This is a genomic window from Blautia sp. BCRC 81119, from assembly GCF_003184505.1.
Classification (GTDB): Bacteria; Bacillota; Clostridia; order Lachnospirales; family Lachnospiraceae; genus Blautia_A; species Blautia_A fusiformis.
On record NZ_QJHD01000015.1, the window covers coordinates 1 to 16,626 of the forward strand.

Genomic DNA, 16,626 nt, shown 5'->3' on the forward strand with positions numbered 1-16,626 from the left:
TCTGGATGATTATCTGCCTTGGAATCCTCTTGTAAAAGAATTCTGTCGATAACCGTTGACCTTTTAGTATAAAAGGCTGACGGTTATTTTTCTATACACTGTTTTATTTGACGCTTACTCTGATAGGTTTATCATATCATGAAATCTGTATTTTGATAACCCCTATTACTAATTATCAGCAATTATATGATTTTTACAAAAAGTAATGAAAAATAGAGGAGTGACATATTTTGTTCTCTGAACTATAATCACCTCAGTACAAAGGGGCTGTCGCACTAAAAAATTAGTGCGACAGCCCCTTCTTTTTTCATTGTTAGGGCAAATCCCTAACAAAAACGGCAACGGAATATCTACATTTCCGCTGCCTGAATTTCTTATTCTACTTCTTCCGGCTCCATGCTGAGCATATGGCCTTCCTGATTTCCAATATCATATTTCTGTCCGTATTCCTTGAAATACTGGTAGTAGTCCGCACTGTTTGTGGGATAGATCTTGGAATCGTGAATATGAAGATCAGATCCTGTCTCTCCGCTCTTCATAAGTGCCACCATAGCACTTGCACAGTGAGTTGCGATACGACAGAAACTGTTAAGGATATCACTAAATACCGTTCCCTCTTCCAGTCCGCATTTGCCCTGGCTCAGTCGCTCTGCATGACGCATCTTCAGTACATCACAAAGTCCTGTGATCACAGCTCCGAGAGGTGCTACTCTCTGTGCCATTTCTTTATCATCTTTCATGAAAGCATTGCAGGTTATATTGATATCCTCACGAACTGCCTCCATAACAACATTCAGCTCATCCCAGGCTTCCTGTGAAAAATTCGTATGGTTATCATGCATTTCATTGGACATATGAGCAATGTAAGAAGCATGATCACCGATACGCTCAAAGTCATTGATCGTATGCAGATACAGTGAAGTCTGTCTTGTCTGTGCAGAATTCATCTCTCTCTTTGTCAGCTGGATCAGATACTCTCCTAGACGACTTTCATACTTGTCGATCAGATCCTCTTTTCGCTGAACCTTATCATACTTATCCTGCTGATAATCATTCAGAAGATTCATGGCTCTGTTGACATTCTTACGGAGCTTCTTGGACATTCCGTTCATTACACGGTGACACTGTGCGATAGCAAGGGCCGGGTAATTCAGAAGACGCTCTTCCAGAAGATCAAAGTCTGCCTCATCTTCCAGATCTTCTTTGTTATCCTTAACAAGCCAGCATACCAGCTTCTCGATCTTTGAAATAAACGGGAACAGCACGATAACCGTTGCCAGACGGAAAACTGTGTTCAAAAGTGCGATCGCTACCGGTGTCATGGTCATATCCATAAATGTAAAATGTACAAACGCATTCACGGTATAAAAGATCACAGACCAGAGAATCAGACCAAACAGGTCATTGATCAGATATACAAGAGCCGTTCTTTTACCGTTCTTATTTGCTCCGATGGCTGAGATCAGAACTGGACATGCAGCACCAACACCGATACCAAGAACGATCGGAAATGCACTTGCAAATGTCAGGATACCGGTTACGGAAAGAGCCTGGAGCACACCGACTGTTGCAGACGCACTCTGGAGTACCGCAGTAAAAGCGATACCTACGAGAATACCTGCGATCGGATTGGAAAACATAGTCAGCATCTTGATGAACATCGGACTCTCACGCAATGGAGATACCGCACCACTCATCATCTGCATACCTGTCATCAGGATCGCAAAACCAAGCATGATATTTCCCACGTTCTTATGTAAGGTACGCTTACAGAACATACGGAAAATAATACCAACTACAGCCACAACAGCAGAAATAGTTGCTGTGGAAAGAACACTAGCGATTCCATTAGATCCTTCAATATAAGAAAGACATAAGATCCAGCCAGTAATACTGGTTCCGATATTGGCTCCCATGATGATACCGATCGCCTGTTTCAGTTTCATCATACCGGAGTTTACAAAACCGATCACCATAACTGTCGTCGCAGAAGACGACTGGATCACACTGGTAACACCAGTACCAAGTGCGACACCCTTCAGCGGAGTATTGGTCATCTTATAAAGAAATGCTTCCAGCTTATTACCTGCTGCCAGCTTCAGACCATCGCCCATTAGGGACATACCAAACAAAAATAATGATACTCCACACAACAAAGATAAGATCATTGAAAAAATTGCCATAATTTTCTCCTTTGTCATACTCGCTTCCTGTCATAACCTGTCAGGAGCCATGTTATCCTGAAAATGCGACTTTACATTTCCTTAATCTGGATTTTTCTTATTTTTAACATTTTCCCATTTATTATGCCACATCAATTTCCATATTACAACAACAGATTTATTTCGAAAATAAAAAAATTCGAAGGCAGCGGATTATCTTCCAAAACTCTGCCCTCGAAATGGGGATTTTTGAGTGATTTTTCACAAAATTTTCTATTTTTCCAGGCGCATCAGCATATCATCCAAAATATCTTCCAAATACCCTCCCGTTGTTTTTTCCCCTTCTTTTTTTATCTGGAGCATCGCTTTCAAATCTTCATCGGACAGGCAGATGATCAGTTTCCCGCTTTCCCGTAGACTTCCCCGTGCAGCCATTTTCGCATGTTTATCCGCTCCTTTTCTGGAAATAATGATCGCAACTTTACGGAGAGCTTTTTCGTACAGATATTTTTCTGTAGTGTAAATTTCCCTCTGAGTAATAGGCTTTTCATAGTTTTTAAACTCGAACACGATATACTTCGTAGAAAAATACTTACAGATCGTGTCAAAAAAATCCTGTGTCACCCCGTTTTTGATCTTACAGCACATGTCAAAACGATACAGATCTTCCTCTGTTGTCTTCTGCTGCTCCCACAAAGTCAGATATTCTCCAAGGATATATTTCAGAATAGAAACACAAAGTTCCTCATATTTCTTGAAAGCTGCACTACCGGTCTCCAACACTTTTAACTGCGCTATATAGCTGTCAGCAACCGATTCCGGATCCGTATTCTCCATCTGGCTGCTTTCCTCAAAGATAAAAGGCTCCGGTCTCTCCGGTTCTATGTTTTCCACCGAATAATTCAGAATCGAGATCAGTTCGTTCTTCAGTTCCGGATAGTCCTCAAAGAGCCACAGCACATTTCGGATGTCCCAGACATATCCAAGCTTCGCCTCTTCGTACTTTCTCTTAGTCTCATCAGAGACCAGATTCGCCACTACACAGATATTTTGTAATGGCAGATCCTTTTTCTGATCTGACACTGCTTTTCCAACCAGACGGCTATAACTCTGCAACCGTTTAAGTGTAGCGATTTCTTTGGAATCACTGTACATTCTGGTCATAAAGACCCATTCATCGCTTTGGAAAGAAACCCCTTTATATGTAAGGTATTTTTCAAAAAGCTGCTTAAAGCGGGCCATATTTTCCCAGTTTTTCATCTGCACATCACCCTCTGAATTTATATAGGGTTCTACGCAGAGATTGCGAACGACCTGTTCTGTCACTTTTATGTTCGGCGCATATATCAGGCTTCTGTACATCCGGCTTTTGTTTGGCACAGAACGTGGAAAATCTTCCGGAAATCCCTTTAATCTGGCTATTTCTTTGTGTGTGATCTTATGATAGACGCCATGGATACGGATCAGCGGCATTTTTATCAGATTCAGACGAACCTGCCCGGATTCCCGATAACCGCCTTTTTCCCAACACAAAACGCTGTCACCGGCATGCGAAGCATCAATCTTCTCTTTCGCAAAATCAATTCTGTAATACCAGGAATCCTGTGGATTCATTTCCACCCAGCCATCCAACAGGATACTACTCTTATGGACCTGCACCGGCATGATCATATCCGAAGCATTCACTCTTTTTGAAACAATATATGCAAATTCTTCCCGCAGCGGAAATGCAGTAACCTCCGAACTCTGGATATTTTTATGCGTGATATGGTATCCATATTCTTGCAGCTGAAAAATGTGCTCCTTTATGAACCCTTTCCATAATTGCTTTTTCATAACAAAAAGAATGGCCGGCGGTCGTCTTCTTTGCACCAGGGTCAAACTATAAAACACCTCTTCTGCTTTCGACTGCGTCAGATCAAAAGCCCAGACATCACTGTCCGGAACTGTGGCAGGATCTATGGAAGAAAGGCTGCATGCAGTTACATTTTGACTTATATTTTCCTGATAGATCTCTATCACTTTTCTGTCCGGCTCATATGCTTTCAAAATCTCATAACCGGCATTTTGAAAACCAAGAGTCAGCGCACCGATACCGGCATTAAAGATCACCACTGTATTCTTCATATATTTTTTCCTATCTTATTATTTGTACTGTGACAGCAGCTCCAAAAGCTTACCACTGTTGATTGGTTTGTTATAATTGATCCCCACAAGCCAGGATATTCCCTGTACATTTCTGTAAAGACTCCGGATAATTTTTCTCCTTTATCTGCTCTATGGCTGTCCGGGCACTCTGGTTTCAGTTCAATCTCCTCTCTGGCACTACCGGCATAAGCATGTACCCGTCACCCCTTCTTAATATCCCCTGAAAAGCAAAATAATTTCACAGCATCATATGTCTATATGATACCATGAAACTATTTTTGCGTAAAGATTTTATAAAAAAGCCTCAGAGTATTTTCGCATATACATACTCTGAGGCTTTCTCTATAGTCCATATATATTTTTTACTCCACTGTCACGCTCTTCGCCAGATTTCGTGGTTTATCCACATCCAGTCCTTTGGCTACGCTTACGTAGTAGCCCAGAAGCTGAAGCGGGATCACTGCCAGGGATGTTGCAAAGTGCGGGTCTGTTTTCGGGATGTAGACGGTGAAGTCTGCGGTATCCTCGATATTGTAATTACCAAATGTGGTCAGGCCCATAAGGTAGGCGCCGCGGCTCTTACACTCAACCATATTGCTGACTGTTTTTTCGTAGAGATCCGGCTGGGTCAGCACACCGATCACAAGAGTCCCGTCTTCGATCAGGGAGATCGTTCCGTGTTTCAGCTCTCCGGCAGCATAGGCTTCAGAGTGAATGTAACTGATCTCTTTCATCTTCAGACTGCCCTCCAGGCTGATAGCGTAATCAATTCCTCTTCCTACAAAGAAAGCATCTTTTACATTTGCCTGTTTTGAGGCAAACCACTGGATACGTTCCTTATCTTCCAGGATCTTACAGATCTTATCCGGAAGTGTCTGCAGTTCACTGATATAATTGCTGTAGGCTTCTTCTGTGATCGTTCCTCTTACCATTGCAAACTGGATCGCCAGTGTATAAGCTGCGATCAGCTGTGTGCTGTACGCCTTGGTAGTAGCTACAGAAATCTCCGGTCCGGCCAGAGTATAAAATACATTATCAGCCTCACGTGCAATGGAAGATCCCACTACATTAACGATTCCCAGTGTACGAATACCATTTTCCTTGCATTTACGAAGTGCTGCAAGACTGTCTGCTGTTTCACCGGACTGGCTGATGATCACTGCAAGGCTGTTGGTGTTAAGGGCCATTTTTCGGTAACGGAATTCGGAAGCGAGCTCTACTCTTACCGGGATCTGTGCAAGATCCTCGATCACATACTGTGCTGCCATTCCTACGTGATAAGCGGAGCCGCAGGCTATGATATAGATCTGCTGGATGTTCCGGATGCTTTCTTCTTCCAGGCCAACTTCACTGAGGTCGATCTTTCCATCCTTGAGCACGGAATTCAACGTATCCAGTACTGCCTTTGGCTGTTCATGGATCTCTTTCATCATGAAATGCTCATATCCGGCTTTTTCCGCTGCTTCTGCATCCCATTCAATGGTTTTCAGCTCTTTCTCGATCTCATCTCCATCAAGATTGTAGAAGGTGACTTCGCCTTTTTTCACACGCGCCATCTCCAGATTGCCGATATAATATACATTGCGGGTGTATTTCAGGATCGCCGGTACGTCAGAAGCGATAAAGGATTCATCTTCTGCCACTCCAAGGATCATGGGGCTGTCTTTTCTGGCTACATATATTTCACCCGGATAATCCTTGAACATGATCGCAAGGGCATAGGAACCACGGATACGTACCATGGAATGTGTGATGGCATCCACCGGTGTTCCCTCATATTTCTTGTAATAATAATCGATCAGCTTGACTGCTACCTCGGTATCGGTCTCAGAATAGAAAGTATAGCCTTTACGGGTGAGCTTATTTTTCAGTTCCTGATAGTTCTCAATGATGCCGTTGTGGACTGCTACGATATTACCGTCGTCTGTCATATGCGGATGTGCATTGTTCTCAGAAGGTTCACCATGAGTTGCCCATCTGGTATGACCGATACCACAGGTTCCCGGTACAGTCTCTCCGCCGTTTGTCTTTTCTGACAGAACTTTCAGTCTTCCCTTGGCTTTGATCACTTCCGTCTCGTCCTCGCCGTCACGTACGGCGATTCCAGCAGAATCATATCCTCTGTATTCCAGCTTGGAGAGTCCATCTAAAAGGATCGGAGCTGCCTGGTGTCTACCTGTAAATCCTACAATTCCACACATATTTATCTGTCCTTTCTGTCTATGCAGGTATTTTCGCAAAAGACCGGGCTGTTACATCATATGCAACAGTCCGGTCAGAAGTTTCAGTTATTGCAATATAACACGTCCTACAGTATAGCACGTACCACTCTCGGTTTGCAACCCGCTTTTTCCAGAGCTGCAACGATCTGATTCTTATGATCTGTTCCGAATGCTTCCATAGTGATCCGAAGTTCTACGGCTGCATTTCGGTTGGTACTTACAAACTGGTTATGATCCAGTTTGATAACATTACCCTGATTTTCAGCGATCACACTTGCAACACGTACCAGTTCACCTGGCTTATCCGGAATAAGTACGGATACGGTAAAGATACGGTCACGCTGGATCAGTCCGTGCTGTACAACCGATGACATGGTGATCACATCCATATTTCCACCGCTTAAGATGGAAACGATCTTCTTATTCTTTACATCCAGATGACGGAGAGCTGCTACAGTAAGAAGTCCTGAGTTCTCTACGATCATCTTGTGGTTTTCTACCATATCAAGAAAAGCCACGATCAGCTCATCATCATCGATGGTAATGATATCGTCCAGATTTTCCTGGATATATGGGAAGATATTTTTTCCCGGAGTCTGTACTGCAGTACCATCTGCGATAGTATTTACGTGAGGAAGCGTTACGACCTCCCCTTTCTCCAGGGATGCCTTCATACATGCTGCGCCTGCCGGCTCAACACCGATGACTTTGATGTGTGGGTTCAGAAGCTTCGCAAGTGTAGAGACACCTGTAGCAAGTCCGCCCCCTCCGATCGGTACCAGAATGTAATCTACAAGCGGAAGTTCCTGTACGATCTCCATGGCGATAGTTCCCTGACCGGTTGCTACTGCCGGATCGTCAAATGGATGGATAAAGGTATATCCTTTTTCTTCTGCAAGGGCAAGTGCGTGTGCGCAGGCTTCGTCATACACGTCGCCGTGAAGGATAACCTCCGCACCGTAACTCTTGGTGCGCTCTACCTTGATCAGTGGTGTGGTAGTTGGCATGACAATGACTGCTTTTACTCCATATTTATGTGCAGCATAAGCAACACCCTGGGCATGATTTCCTGCAGATGCAGTGATCAGACCTTTGTTCCTCTCTTCGTCAGAAAGTGTGCTGATCTTGTAATATGCGCCACGCACCTTATATGCACCGGTACGCTGCATATTCTCTGGCTTCAGATAAACCTTATTTCCCGTCATATCTGAGAAATAACTGCTGTATATCAGCTTTGTTTCCTGTGTCACTTCTTTTACTTTTGCTGCCGCTTCCTCAAAGCTCTCTAATGTAAGCATTTGTATTTAGCTCCTTTCTTCTACGTCAAAGAGGGCGTTTACAAATGCGTCTGCATCAAATTTCTGCAGGTCATCGATACTTTCGCCTACTCCGATGTATTTTACTGGTATGTCAAGCTCAGACTGGATCGCTACTGCGATTCCGCCCTTGGCTGTACCATCAAGTTTGGTAAGAATGATTCCGGTAACGTTTGCGACCTCGGCAAACTGTCTTGCCTGGGAAAGCGCATTCTGGCCCGTGGTTCCGTCAAGAACTACCAGCGTTTCCAAATATGCTTCCGGATACTCACGTTCCAGAATACGGTAAATCTTGCGAAGCTCTTCCATAAGGTTTTTCTTATTATGAAGTCTTCCTGCGGTATCGCAGATCAGAATATCTGCATTTCTGGCTTTGGCTGCTGCCACTGCATCATAGACAACAGATGCCGGATCTGCTCCGTCCTGGCCGCCGATGATCTCAACGCCTGCACGGTTGGCCCACTGTGTCAGCTGCTCCCCGGCTGCCGCACGGAAGGTATCTGCTGCTCCGAGGATGACCTTTTTTCCCTGATCCTTTAATTTACCGGCCAGCTTGCCTACAGAGGTAGTCTTACCTACTCCATTGACACCGATCACAAGGATCACGGATTTCCGGTTCTCAAACTCATATTCTGTGCTTTCTACCTGCATCTGTTTTTTGATGCTGTCGATCAGAAGCTGTTTGCACTGGGACGGCTCCTTGATATGCTGCTCAGCAACCTGCTCCTTTAAATGCTCCAGAATAGAGGTGGTTGCGTTAATGCCGATATCTCCCATGATCAGGATCTCTTCCAGTTCTTCATAAAAATCATCATCAATACTGGAAAAACCGCTGAAAATGGAATCAAAGCCGGCAACGATATTGTCTCGCGTTTTGGTAAGTCCGCTTACCAGACGTTTAAAAAATCCCTTTTTTTCTTCTGCCATACTGATTCATCCCCTCTGCTACTGGGTAAGCTGGTTCTCTACTAAATCTACGGATACCAGCGTGGATACCCCTTTTTCCTGCATGGTAATTCCATAAAGCCTGTCTGCTGCATTCATGGTACCACGTCTATGTGTTATTATAATAAATTGTGTGTTCTTCGTCAACTTCTGAAGATATCCCGCAAAACGTCCTACATTGGAATCATCCAGTGCAGCCTCGATCTCATCCAGAAGACAGAATGGTGAAGGCTTCAGATTCTGGATAGCAAAAAGAAGTGCAATGGCTGTCAGTGCTTTTTCTCCACCGGAAAGCTGCATCATATTCTGAAGTTTTTTTCCGGGCGGCTGGGAAATGATCCGGATCCCTGCCTCAAGGATATCCTCGTCTTCCGCAAGTTCCAGAGTTCCCCGGCCTCCGCCGAACAGTTCTTTGAAGGCTTTATCAAATTCTTTCTGGATCTCTCCGAATTTTTCGCTAAACTGCTTCCGCATGCCCTCATCCAACTCCTGGATGATCTGTTCCAGCGTTTTTTCCGCTTCCAAAAGATCGTTGTACTGACCGCTTAAGAACGTATGCCGTTCCAGAAGTTCTTTGTAATCCTCAATGGCATTGACGTTGACAGAGCCAAGAGCTCGGATCTCGTCCTTTAATTTATGGATCTGCTGCTTCATCACATGCCTGTCATTCATTTCTTCTTTCCTGTACTGCAAGGCATTATTCGGAGTGATCTCGTATTCTTCCCACATATAGGAAATCCTTGCTTCCCGGTTCTCTTCGATCTTTTCTGCCTGAGTCTTCAGTCGGAAGCATTCTTTGTCCAGAAGACTGATCTGGCCAGACAGCTCATCACGCTTTTCAAAAAACTCCTTATGGCTTTTTGTGCGCTCTTCCTTTTCCTGCTGCCATTTTTCCAGCTGTTTTGCAGCCGCCTCTTCTTTTGCGGCAAAGCCTTCGATCTCCTTACGGACCTTGTCGATCGTCTTTCTCTTTTCTGCAGTTTCCTGGCTACCTTTTTCCAGAGAATCCAGAATTTCTTCCCTCTCTTTCGAAAGAACTTCGATTTCCTCTTTCAGGCGCCGCAGATTTTCCTTTATGAAGCTTTCCTTCTGCTGGGATGCAGATGCGTCAAGACGGATCCTTTCCAGCTTCTCTGAAGTCTCCGCTTCGTCCTTTTTCCAGTCCTCCAGCTCCTTCTGCCGGGTCTCGATAAACGTTTCCAGCTCTTCCTCATCCCTTTTGGATGCTTCAAGTTCCTGCGTGATCTTTATGTTATCTGCCTGCATGTCTCTTGCCTGAAGACGGATCTCCTCCTGCTCCCTCTCGATCCTGGTATAACCGCCGCGGATCTCCTCCGCTTTTTTCTCCAGCTGTTCAATGTTCAACCTGGCTGTATTCTGCTGAATGGATTGTTCCTGAAATTTCTGCTGCAGCGCCGCCACAGTATCACGCATCTCATTTCTTCTGCTGCGGTTATCTTCCATGGACTGTCGGATCTCATTATACCCGGCTGCCAGCTCTTTTACCTTCTTTTCCAGTTCCTCGATCTCACGACGACGCCCAAGAAGATTGCTGTTGTTCTTAAAAGCTCCACCGGTCATGGAACCACCTGGACTTAAGGATTCTCCCTCCAACGTTACCATACGGATACTGTGTCGGTATTTTCTGGCAATGGCAATAGCATGATCGATATGATCCACCACCAGCACTCTGCCAAGAAGATATCCGATCAGACCGTCATATTCCTTCTCTGCAGTTACCAGGCCACTGGCAAGACCAATAGCTCCCGGTTCGTTCAAAGCACCTCTCTGATTAAACTCGCCTCTTGAAGAAATGCTGTTTAACGGGAGAAAAGTCGCACGACCATACCGGTTTTTCTTCAGGAATTCGATCATCTGCTTAGCAGTCTGCTCGTTATCCGTAACGATATTCTGAATGCTTCCGCCAAGAGCTGTCTCAATAGCAATCTCATAATTTTTTTCAACGTGAATGATATCCGCCACTACGCCACGGATCCCAGGAACATGATTCTTCTGTTCCATGACACGGCGGATACTGTTTCCATATCCATCATAACGTTCTGTGATATTGCGGAGGGATTCCAGTCTGGATGCCTCTCTATGATAGGACGTCTGTTCCTTTTCCAGCTGTGTATTCTGCTGTTTAAGGGTTTCCTGGATGGCATGTATCTCTTTTGTAAGACGGCTGCCTTCTTCTCTGGTTTCCTGAATGGCCTTCGTGATAGTGTCGTATTCCTTCTGTGCCTGATCGATCGCAGACTGCTGCTCCTCTTCCTGGGTTTTCAGGGAAAGGATCCTCTGACTGATTCCTGCTTTCCGGATATCCAACTGCTCCTTCATGGCATCAAAACGCTGTGCCTTACCTTTGGTGTTTGCACGGGAATTAAGGATCTCAATGATCTCATTCTTACCATCTTCCACTGCCTGGGTGCATTCTTCGATGCTGCTCTGGATATTATCCATTCTTTTCTGCTCGTCAGCAAGTTTTCTGTCGATCTCCCGTAAATTTGCCTGAAGATCTACTTTTTGCTCTTCCAGAGCTTCCTGGTCTGCAGATTTTTTCTCCGTATCTTCCTGAACTGCTAAAAGACGGCTGCGATAATGACTGTCATTCTGCTCTCCTGCCAGGATCTGTTCATGAAGAACATTGATCTCACCGGACAGCTGTTGTTTACGGATAGCACGATCCCGGCTTTCTTCCCGCAACGCCTCCATCCGCTCATTCAGCTCTTCCAGTATTTTTTCCAGACGTTCATATTCATCCTTGGTACGACTATGAGCATTCTGGGCTTCTTTTAACTGATTTTCTGCAATCCTGGTTTTTTCTTCCAGCTCGCGGATCAGATTTCCGGTGTGTTCATATTCCAGGAGGAACATATTTATATCCAGCTCTTTCAGATTTTCTCTTTTTGCCAGATATATTTTTGCAGTCTCAGACTGACGTTCCAGCGGTTCCAGCTGCTTGGTCAGCTCACTTAAGATGTCCGTGACACGGACCAGATTCTGTTGTTCTTCCTCAAGCTTCTTCAGTGTGGTATTTTTTCGTCTTTTAAATTTGACGATCCCGGCTGCCTCGTCAAAAAGCTCTCGGCGTTCTTCGGGTTTTCCACTTAAGATCTTATCGATCTGACCCTGTCCGATGATGGAATATCCTTCTTTTCCGATACCGGTATCATAGAACATCTCATTGATGTCCTTTAAACGACAGGAGCTGCCGTTGATGCGGTATTCGCTCTCACCGGAACGATACAGTCTTCTGGTAACGGTTACTTCTTCAAAATCCACCGGGAGCTTGTGATCGCTGTTATCAAGTGTAATAGCCACGGACGCAAAGCTCAGAGGCTTGCGAAGCTCCGTTCCTGAAAAGATAACATCCTGCATATTCCCGCCTCGAAGCTGCTTGGCGCTCTGTTCTCCCAGAACCCAGCGGACTGCATCACCAACATTACTTTTTCCGCTGCCGTTAGGTCCTACGATGCCGGTGATCCCGTTATGAAATTCAAAATTTATTTTCTGTGCAAAGGATTTAAATCCCTGCACCTCTATATTTTTCAGATACATTGGCCACCTGCTGTTATTTTATACTGCGTATTGCCTCTAGGGCTGCAGCCTGTTCTGCTGCCTTTTTTGTATGGCCGGTTCCGGTTCCCATACTTTTTCCATTGATCAGCGCCTCCACAGTAAAGCTCTTGCTGTGGTCCGGTCCCTCTTCTTTCAGAAGACGATATTCCACCGGATGATTTCCGCCTTCCTGTACCATTTCCTGAAGCACTGTCTTGCTGTCATAAAAAATCCTCTTATCCTCCAGATCGTTCAGGATAAATTTCATAACAAAAGCCTGTGCCGGTTCAAATCCACCGTCCAGATACATAGCCCCGATCAGAGATTCCAAGGCATCAGAAACGATGGAATCTCTTTTACGACCGCCCATCATTTCCTCACCTCTTCCAAGGAGGATAAACTCCGGAAGCCCGAATTCTCTGGCACAGTAGGCAAGACTCTTTTCACATACCATGCTGGCACGTTTCTTGGTCAACTCACCTTCCTGATTATTCCGGAATTTTTTGTACAGAAAATCACTGCTGATCAGCTCCAGCACTGCATCTCCAAGAAACTCCAGACGCTCATTGCATCCAAGCTTTCCAAGGTGTTTTTCGTTGGCATAGGAGCTGTGTGTCATTGCCTGCTCCAGTAAAGATTTTGCGGTAAACTGGTATCCGATAGTCTGCTCCAGCTTTTTTAAATTATTTTCCATTTCTTCTTCCCTTCGTTACTCGGCGAAGAGTCTCCACTGCATCGCCGACAGTAACGATCTCCTCGGCTTCCTCCGGGGCGATACGAACATCAAAAGTTTCCTCCAGATCAATAAGAATCTGAAAAAAATCCAGAGAATCCACTCCCAGATCATCCACAAAGGTAGTTTTTTCTGTAATGGCATCCATATTTCTTCTCAGAGTTTTTTCGATGATGGTCTTCAGCATTTCCAGTTCCACGACTGTTCGCCTCCTGTTCTGTCTGTAATATTTCCGGCAATCCCGGTTTTATTTTTTTTCGCTTTTTTCTTCTGCCTGTGCTTTCTGCTCAGCTGCTATAAACTCCTCGATCTTTTCATTGATCTTCTCTTCCTTAAACTGCTCGCACTGAAAGATCGCATGACGGATTTCTACGCTTTTGGCACTTCCGTGGCTTTTGACCACAAGACCTTTCAGACCAAGAAGCGGTGCTCCGCCATATTCACTGGCATCAAATGATTTTAAGGTTTCCTTAAGAGCAGGTTTTACCATCAGAGCTCCCATTTTACTGCGAATGTTTGTCATCATACCTTTTTTGATCATAGATATCAGAGTAGCTCCAACACCTTCATAAAGCTTGAGGATCACATTTCCTACAAAAGCTTCACAGACTACTACATCTGCATAACCTGACGGGATATCTCTCGCCTCAATACTTCCGATGAAATTGATATCCTTACATGCTTTTAACAGAGGGAAGGTAGCCTTTACCAGCGCATTGCCCTTTTCTTCCTCAGCACCGTTATTAACGATAGCAACTCTTGGTTTCTTAATACCCACTACATTTTCCATATAGATGGAACCCATCTGCGCAAACTGTACCAGATGATCTGGTCTCGCATCTACATTGGCACCACAGTCGATCAGAAGGGAAACGCCCTTTGCCGTAGGGATCAGCGGAGCAAGAGGTGGTCTCCGGATTCCTTGGATCCTGCCTACGATCACCTGGCCTCCTACCAGTACCGCACCGGTGCTTCCGGAGGAAACAAAGGCATCGGCCTCCTGTTTTTTTACAAGATTTAATCCCACTACAATAGAGGAATCTTTCTTTTTCTGGATAGCCATGACCGGAGGTTCCGCAGTCTCGATCACCTGAGACGCATGCACCACACGAATCCTGTCCTTAGGATAATCCGGGTATTTCCGAAGCTCTGCTTCGATCACATCCTGTACTCCTGTAAGGATGACCTGGATGTTCTCTTTTTCTTTCACAGCTTCCACTGCGGCTTTTACCGGTTCCTCGGGAGCATTGTCACCACCCATTGCATCTACAACGACTTTTACCATTTCTGACATATGTTGTCCTTTCTCTGTCCGAAATCTTTTCGGAATGCATATGGTACACTGTAGTGAAAATCCTCATACACATCCGTATAAGGATTTTCATTGCAGAGTACCAAAAGTTAAGCGGATATTCGAAATCCGCATTCGCTACCTACTCATAACCGAATAACTGCTTTGCAGTTTATCCGGTTAACGTACCGTTATTTATGATACTAGAGTTTTGCCTGAGAAGTCAATATCTTTTACTCTTTCTGATTTTCAATCTGTTCTGCAAGATCATTTAAATATACCCAGCGATCCATTTTTTCGTCCAGCTTCTGCTGGATTTCCTGCTGCTCATCGGAAAGCTCCCTGAGTTTTCCCGCATTTGTGGCATTGGCAGCCATCTCTTTGTCAATCTGCTCCAGACGTTCTTCCAATGCTGCGATGTCATCGTCAATAGTGTCAAATTCTTTCTGTTCTTTATAGGTAAATTTCAGTTTCTGTTTCCGGTTCTGTTTCCAGGTATCTGCAGCGGATTTCTTTTTCTCAGGCTCAGCTGTTTCTCCCTGTACTGTACCGCCATTCATATCTGAACGCGTTTCCAGAGACTGTCCCTTTCTTTCCTTTGCTTCCAGATAATCCGTATAACCGCCCTCATACTGGACAAGCCGGCCATCTCCCTCAAATGCCATAATACGGTTCACCACATTATCCAGGAAATAGCGGTCATGGGACACTGTGATCACGATGCCGGAAAAAGAATCCAGATAGTCCTCAAGAATGGTCATGGTGGGAATATCAAGATCATTTCCGGGCTCATCAAGAAGAAGAACATTTGGCGCCTCCATCAGAACCTTCAGAAGATACAGTCTTCGCTTCTCACCTCCGGAAAGCTTCTCCACCGGAGTGTACTGCATGGCCGGATCAAAAAGAAATCTCTCAAGCATCTGGGAAGCTGTGATCCTTCCTTCTTTTGTCGGAACATATTCCGCCACCTCACGGATATAATCGATCACCCGCTGTCTTCCATCCATATCCGGAACGTTTTGGGCAAGATACCCAATACGGATCGTTTCTCCGATCTGAATCTCTCCGGAATCCGGCAAGATCAGTCCATCTGCCATTTTAAGAAGTGTGGACTTACCGCAGCCATTTGGTCCGATGATCCCGAGACGCTGATCACGAAGAACAATATGATCAAAATCATTGATCAAAAGACGACCTTCGATGGTTTTACTTACATGATGAAACTCTATGGTTTTCTTTCCCATACGGGTCTCAATGGAATCCATTTCCACATTCTGCTCTTTCAGCGGGGTTTTTCCCGCCTTCAGTGCTTCCAAACGGTCAAGCCTTGCTCTCTGTTTTGTACTTCTGGCACGACAGCCTCTTGCTGCCCATTCCAGTTCCATCCGAAGTACACTGCGGCGCTTCCGGTCACTGGCAAGCTCCATTTCCTCTCTCTGCGCTTTCAGCTCCAGAAATCTGGAATAATCTCCTGCATAGGAATATAATTTTCCGTGGCTGATCTCCAGGATCCGGTTTGCCACACGATCCAGGAAATAACGGTCATGAGTGACCATGATCACCGTCCCACGAAAATTCCGGAGAAAATCTTCCAGCCATATGACCATTTCTCCGTCCAGATGGTTGGTAGGCTCATCCAGGATCAGAATGTCAGCCGGATTTAAAAGCATCCTTGCCAGCGCCACTCTTTTCTTTTCACCACCGGAAAGATTATCCATATTAATATTCTGATCGGTAATACCAAGTGTATTCAGCATGCGTCTGGCCTCACTTTCGGTACTCCAGTCCTTCTGCCATTTGCCTTCTGCCACATAGTCCAGAATGGTCATATGCTGCGGAAATTCCGGAGTCTGGGGAAGCCAGCTGATCCGGATCCCGTTCTGGGTGATCACCTGCCCTTCGTCCGGTTCTTCCTCTCCGGCGATCACGCGGAGCAAAGTAGTCTTACCGGTTCCGTTTACACCGATAATACCTATTTTTTCTCCCTGATCGATGCCGCAGGAGATATCATCAAATATCACCTTATCTCCAAAAATTTTGTGGATATGTTCTATATTAAGAATGTTCATGCGCATTTTCTCCGTTTTCTTCCAAAGTATATAAAAATCATTTCCATGATAGCGAATTTCCACGATTCCGTCAAGAATCACTGTTATGACAGGGGAAAGGGCTGTACCTCAAATCTGGAAGTACAGCCCTCTTGGAGGATTGTTTTTTATCTGGATCTTGGTCAACAGTTTCTGGTGTC

General features: G+C 45.0%; 10 protein-coding genes. All 10 read right to left on the reverse strand.

Annotated features, from left to right (window positions below):
• Nucleotides 1-374: 374 nt before the first annotated feature.
• The 10 genes from DMI82_RS10415 to DMI82_RS10460 all read right to left on the reverse strand — a co-directional run bounded on the left by DMI82_RS10415 (nt 375) and on the right by DMI82_RS10460 (nt 16,447).
• Entirely contained in the window at nt 375-2,183 is a 1,809-nt protein-coding gene (locus DMI82_RS10415) for a Na/Pi cotransporter family protein (RefSeq protein WP_044962146.1), read from the reverse strand.
• A 252-nt stretch (nt 2,184-2,435) separates the two neighbouring features.
• Complete coding sequence (locus tag DMI82_RS10420) at nt 2,436-4,289, reverse strand: DNA cytosine methyltransferase (protein WP_110103255.1); 1,854 nt, start codon at nt 4,287-4,289, stop codon at nt 2,436-2,438.
• A gap of 383 nt (nt 4,290-4,672) precedes the next feature.
• Nucleotides 4,673-6,511 (reverse strand): glutamine--fructose-6-phosphate transaminase (isomerizing), encoded by a 1,839-nt coding sequence (glmS, locus tag DMI82_RS10425; RefSeq protein WP_022427034.1) that lies wholly within the window; start codon nt 6,509-6,511, stop codon nt 4,673-4,675.
• Between the two features lie 107 nt (nt 6,512-6,618).
• Entirely contained in the window at nt 6,619-7,830 is a 1,212-nt protein-coding gene (gene ilvA, locus DMI82_RS10430; RefSeq protein WP_015525229.1) for a threonine ammonia-lyase, read from the reverse strand.
• 6 nt (nt 7,831-7,836) lie between these two features.
• Nucleotides 7,837-8,775 carry a signal recognition particle-docking protein FtsY gene (gene ftsY, locus DMI82_RS10435; RefSeq protein ID WP_015525230.1) on the reverse strand — a complete coding sequence of 313 codons (939 nt, stop codon included), beginning with the start codon at nt 8,773-8,775 and terminating at the stop codon, nt 7,837-7,839.
• An 18-nt stretch (nt 8,776-8,793) separates the two neighbouring features.
• Entirely contained in the window at nt 8,794-12,354 is a 3,561-nt protein-coding gene (gene smc, locus DMI82_RS10440; RefSeq protein ID WP_110103256.1) for a chromosome segregation protein SMC, read from the reverse strand.
• A gap of 13 nt (nt 12,355-12,367) precedes the next feature.
• On the reverse strand, nt 12,368-13,048 hold the full coding sequence (gene rnc, locus DMI82_RS10445) for a ribonuclease III (RefSeq protein WP_021652555.1): 681 nt from the start codon (nt 13,046-13,048) through the stop codon (nt 12,368-12,370).
• Nucleotides 13,038-13,286, reverse strand: a complete 249-nt coding sequence (locus DMI82_RS10450; RefSeq protein ID WP_110103257.1) for an acyl carrier protein — start codon at nt 13,284-13,286, stop codon at nt 13,038-13,040. Before DMI82_RS10450 ends, rnc begins: the two co-directional genes overlap by 11 nt.
• Nucleotides 13,287-13,334: 48 nt before the next feature.
• A complete protein-coding gene (gene plsX / locus DMI82_RS10455) occupies nt 13,335-14,381 on the reverse strand; it encodes a phosphate acyltransferase PlsX (RefSeq protein ID WP_059085900.1) in 1,047 nt (348 codons plus the stop codon).
• A gap of 230 nt (nt 14,382-14,611) precedes the next feature.
• Complete coding sequence (locus DMI82_RS10460; RefSeq protein ID WP_022427037.1) at nt 14,612-16,447, reverse strand: ABC-F family ATP-binding cassette domain-containing protein; 1,836 nt, start codon at nt 16,445-16,447, stop codon at nt 14,612-14,614.
• Nucleotides 16,448-16,626 lie beyond the last annotated feature (179 nt).

Coding starts and splice junctions, on each gene's coding strand:
- DMI82_RS10415 (WP_044962146.1), bottom strand. CDS start 2,183: ATGGCAATTTTTTCAATGATCTTATCTTTGTTGTGTGGAGTATCATTA.
- DMI82_RS10420 (WP_110103255.1), bottom strand. CDS start 4,289: ATGAAGAATACAGTGGTGATCTTTAATGCCGGTATCGGTGCGCTGACT.
- glmS (WP_022427034.1), bottom strand. CDS start 6,511: ATGTGTGGAATTGTAGGATTTACAGGTAGACACCAGGCAGCTCCGATC.
- ilvA (WP_015525229.1), bottom strand. CDS start 7,830: ATGCTTACATTAGAGAGCTTTGAGGAAGCGGCAGCAAAAGTAAAAGAA.
- ftsY (WP_015525230.1), bottom strand. CDS start 8,775: ATGGCAGAAGAAAAAAAGGGATTTTTTAAACGTCTGGTAAGCGGACTT.
- smc (WP_110103256.1), bottom strand. CDS start 12,354: ATGTATCTGAAAAATATAGAGGTGCAGGGATTTAAATCCTTTGCACAG.
- rnc (WP_021652555.1), bottom strand. CDS start 13,048: ATGGAAAATAATTTAAAAAAGCTGGAGCAGACTATCGGATACCAGTTT.
- plsX (WP_059085900.1), bottom strand. CDS start 14,381: ATGTCAGAAATGGTAAAAGTCGTTGTAGATGCAATGGGTGGTGACAAT.
- DMI82_RS10460 (WP_022427037.1), bottom strand. CDS start 16,447: ATGAACATTCTTAATATAGAACATATCCACAAAATTTTTGGAGATAAG.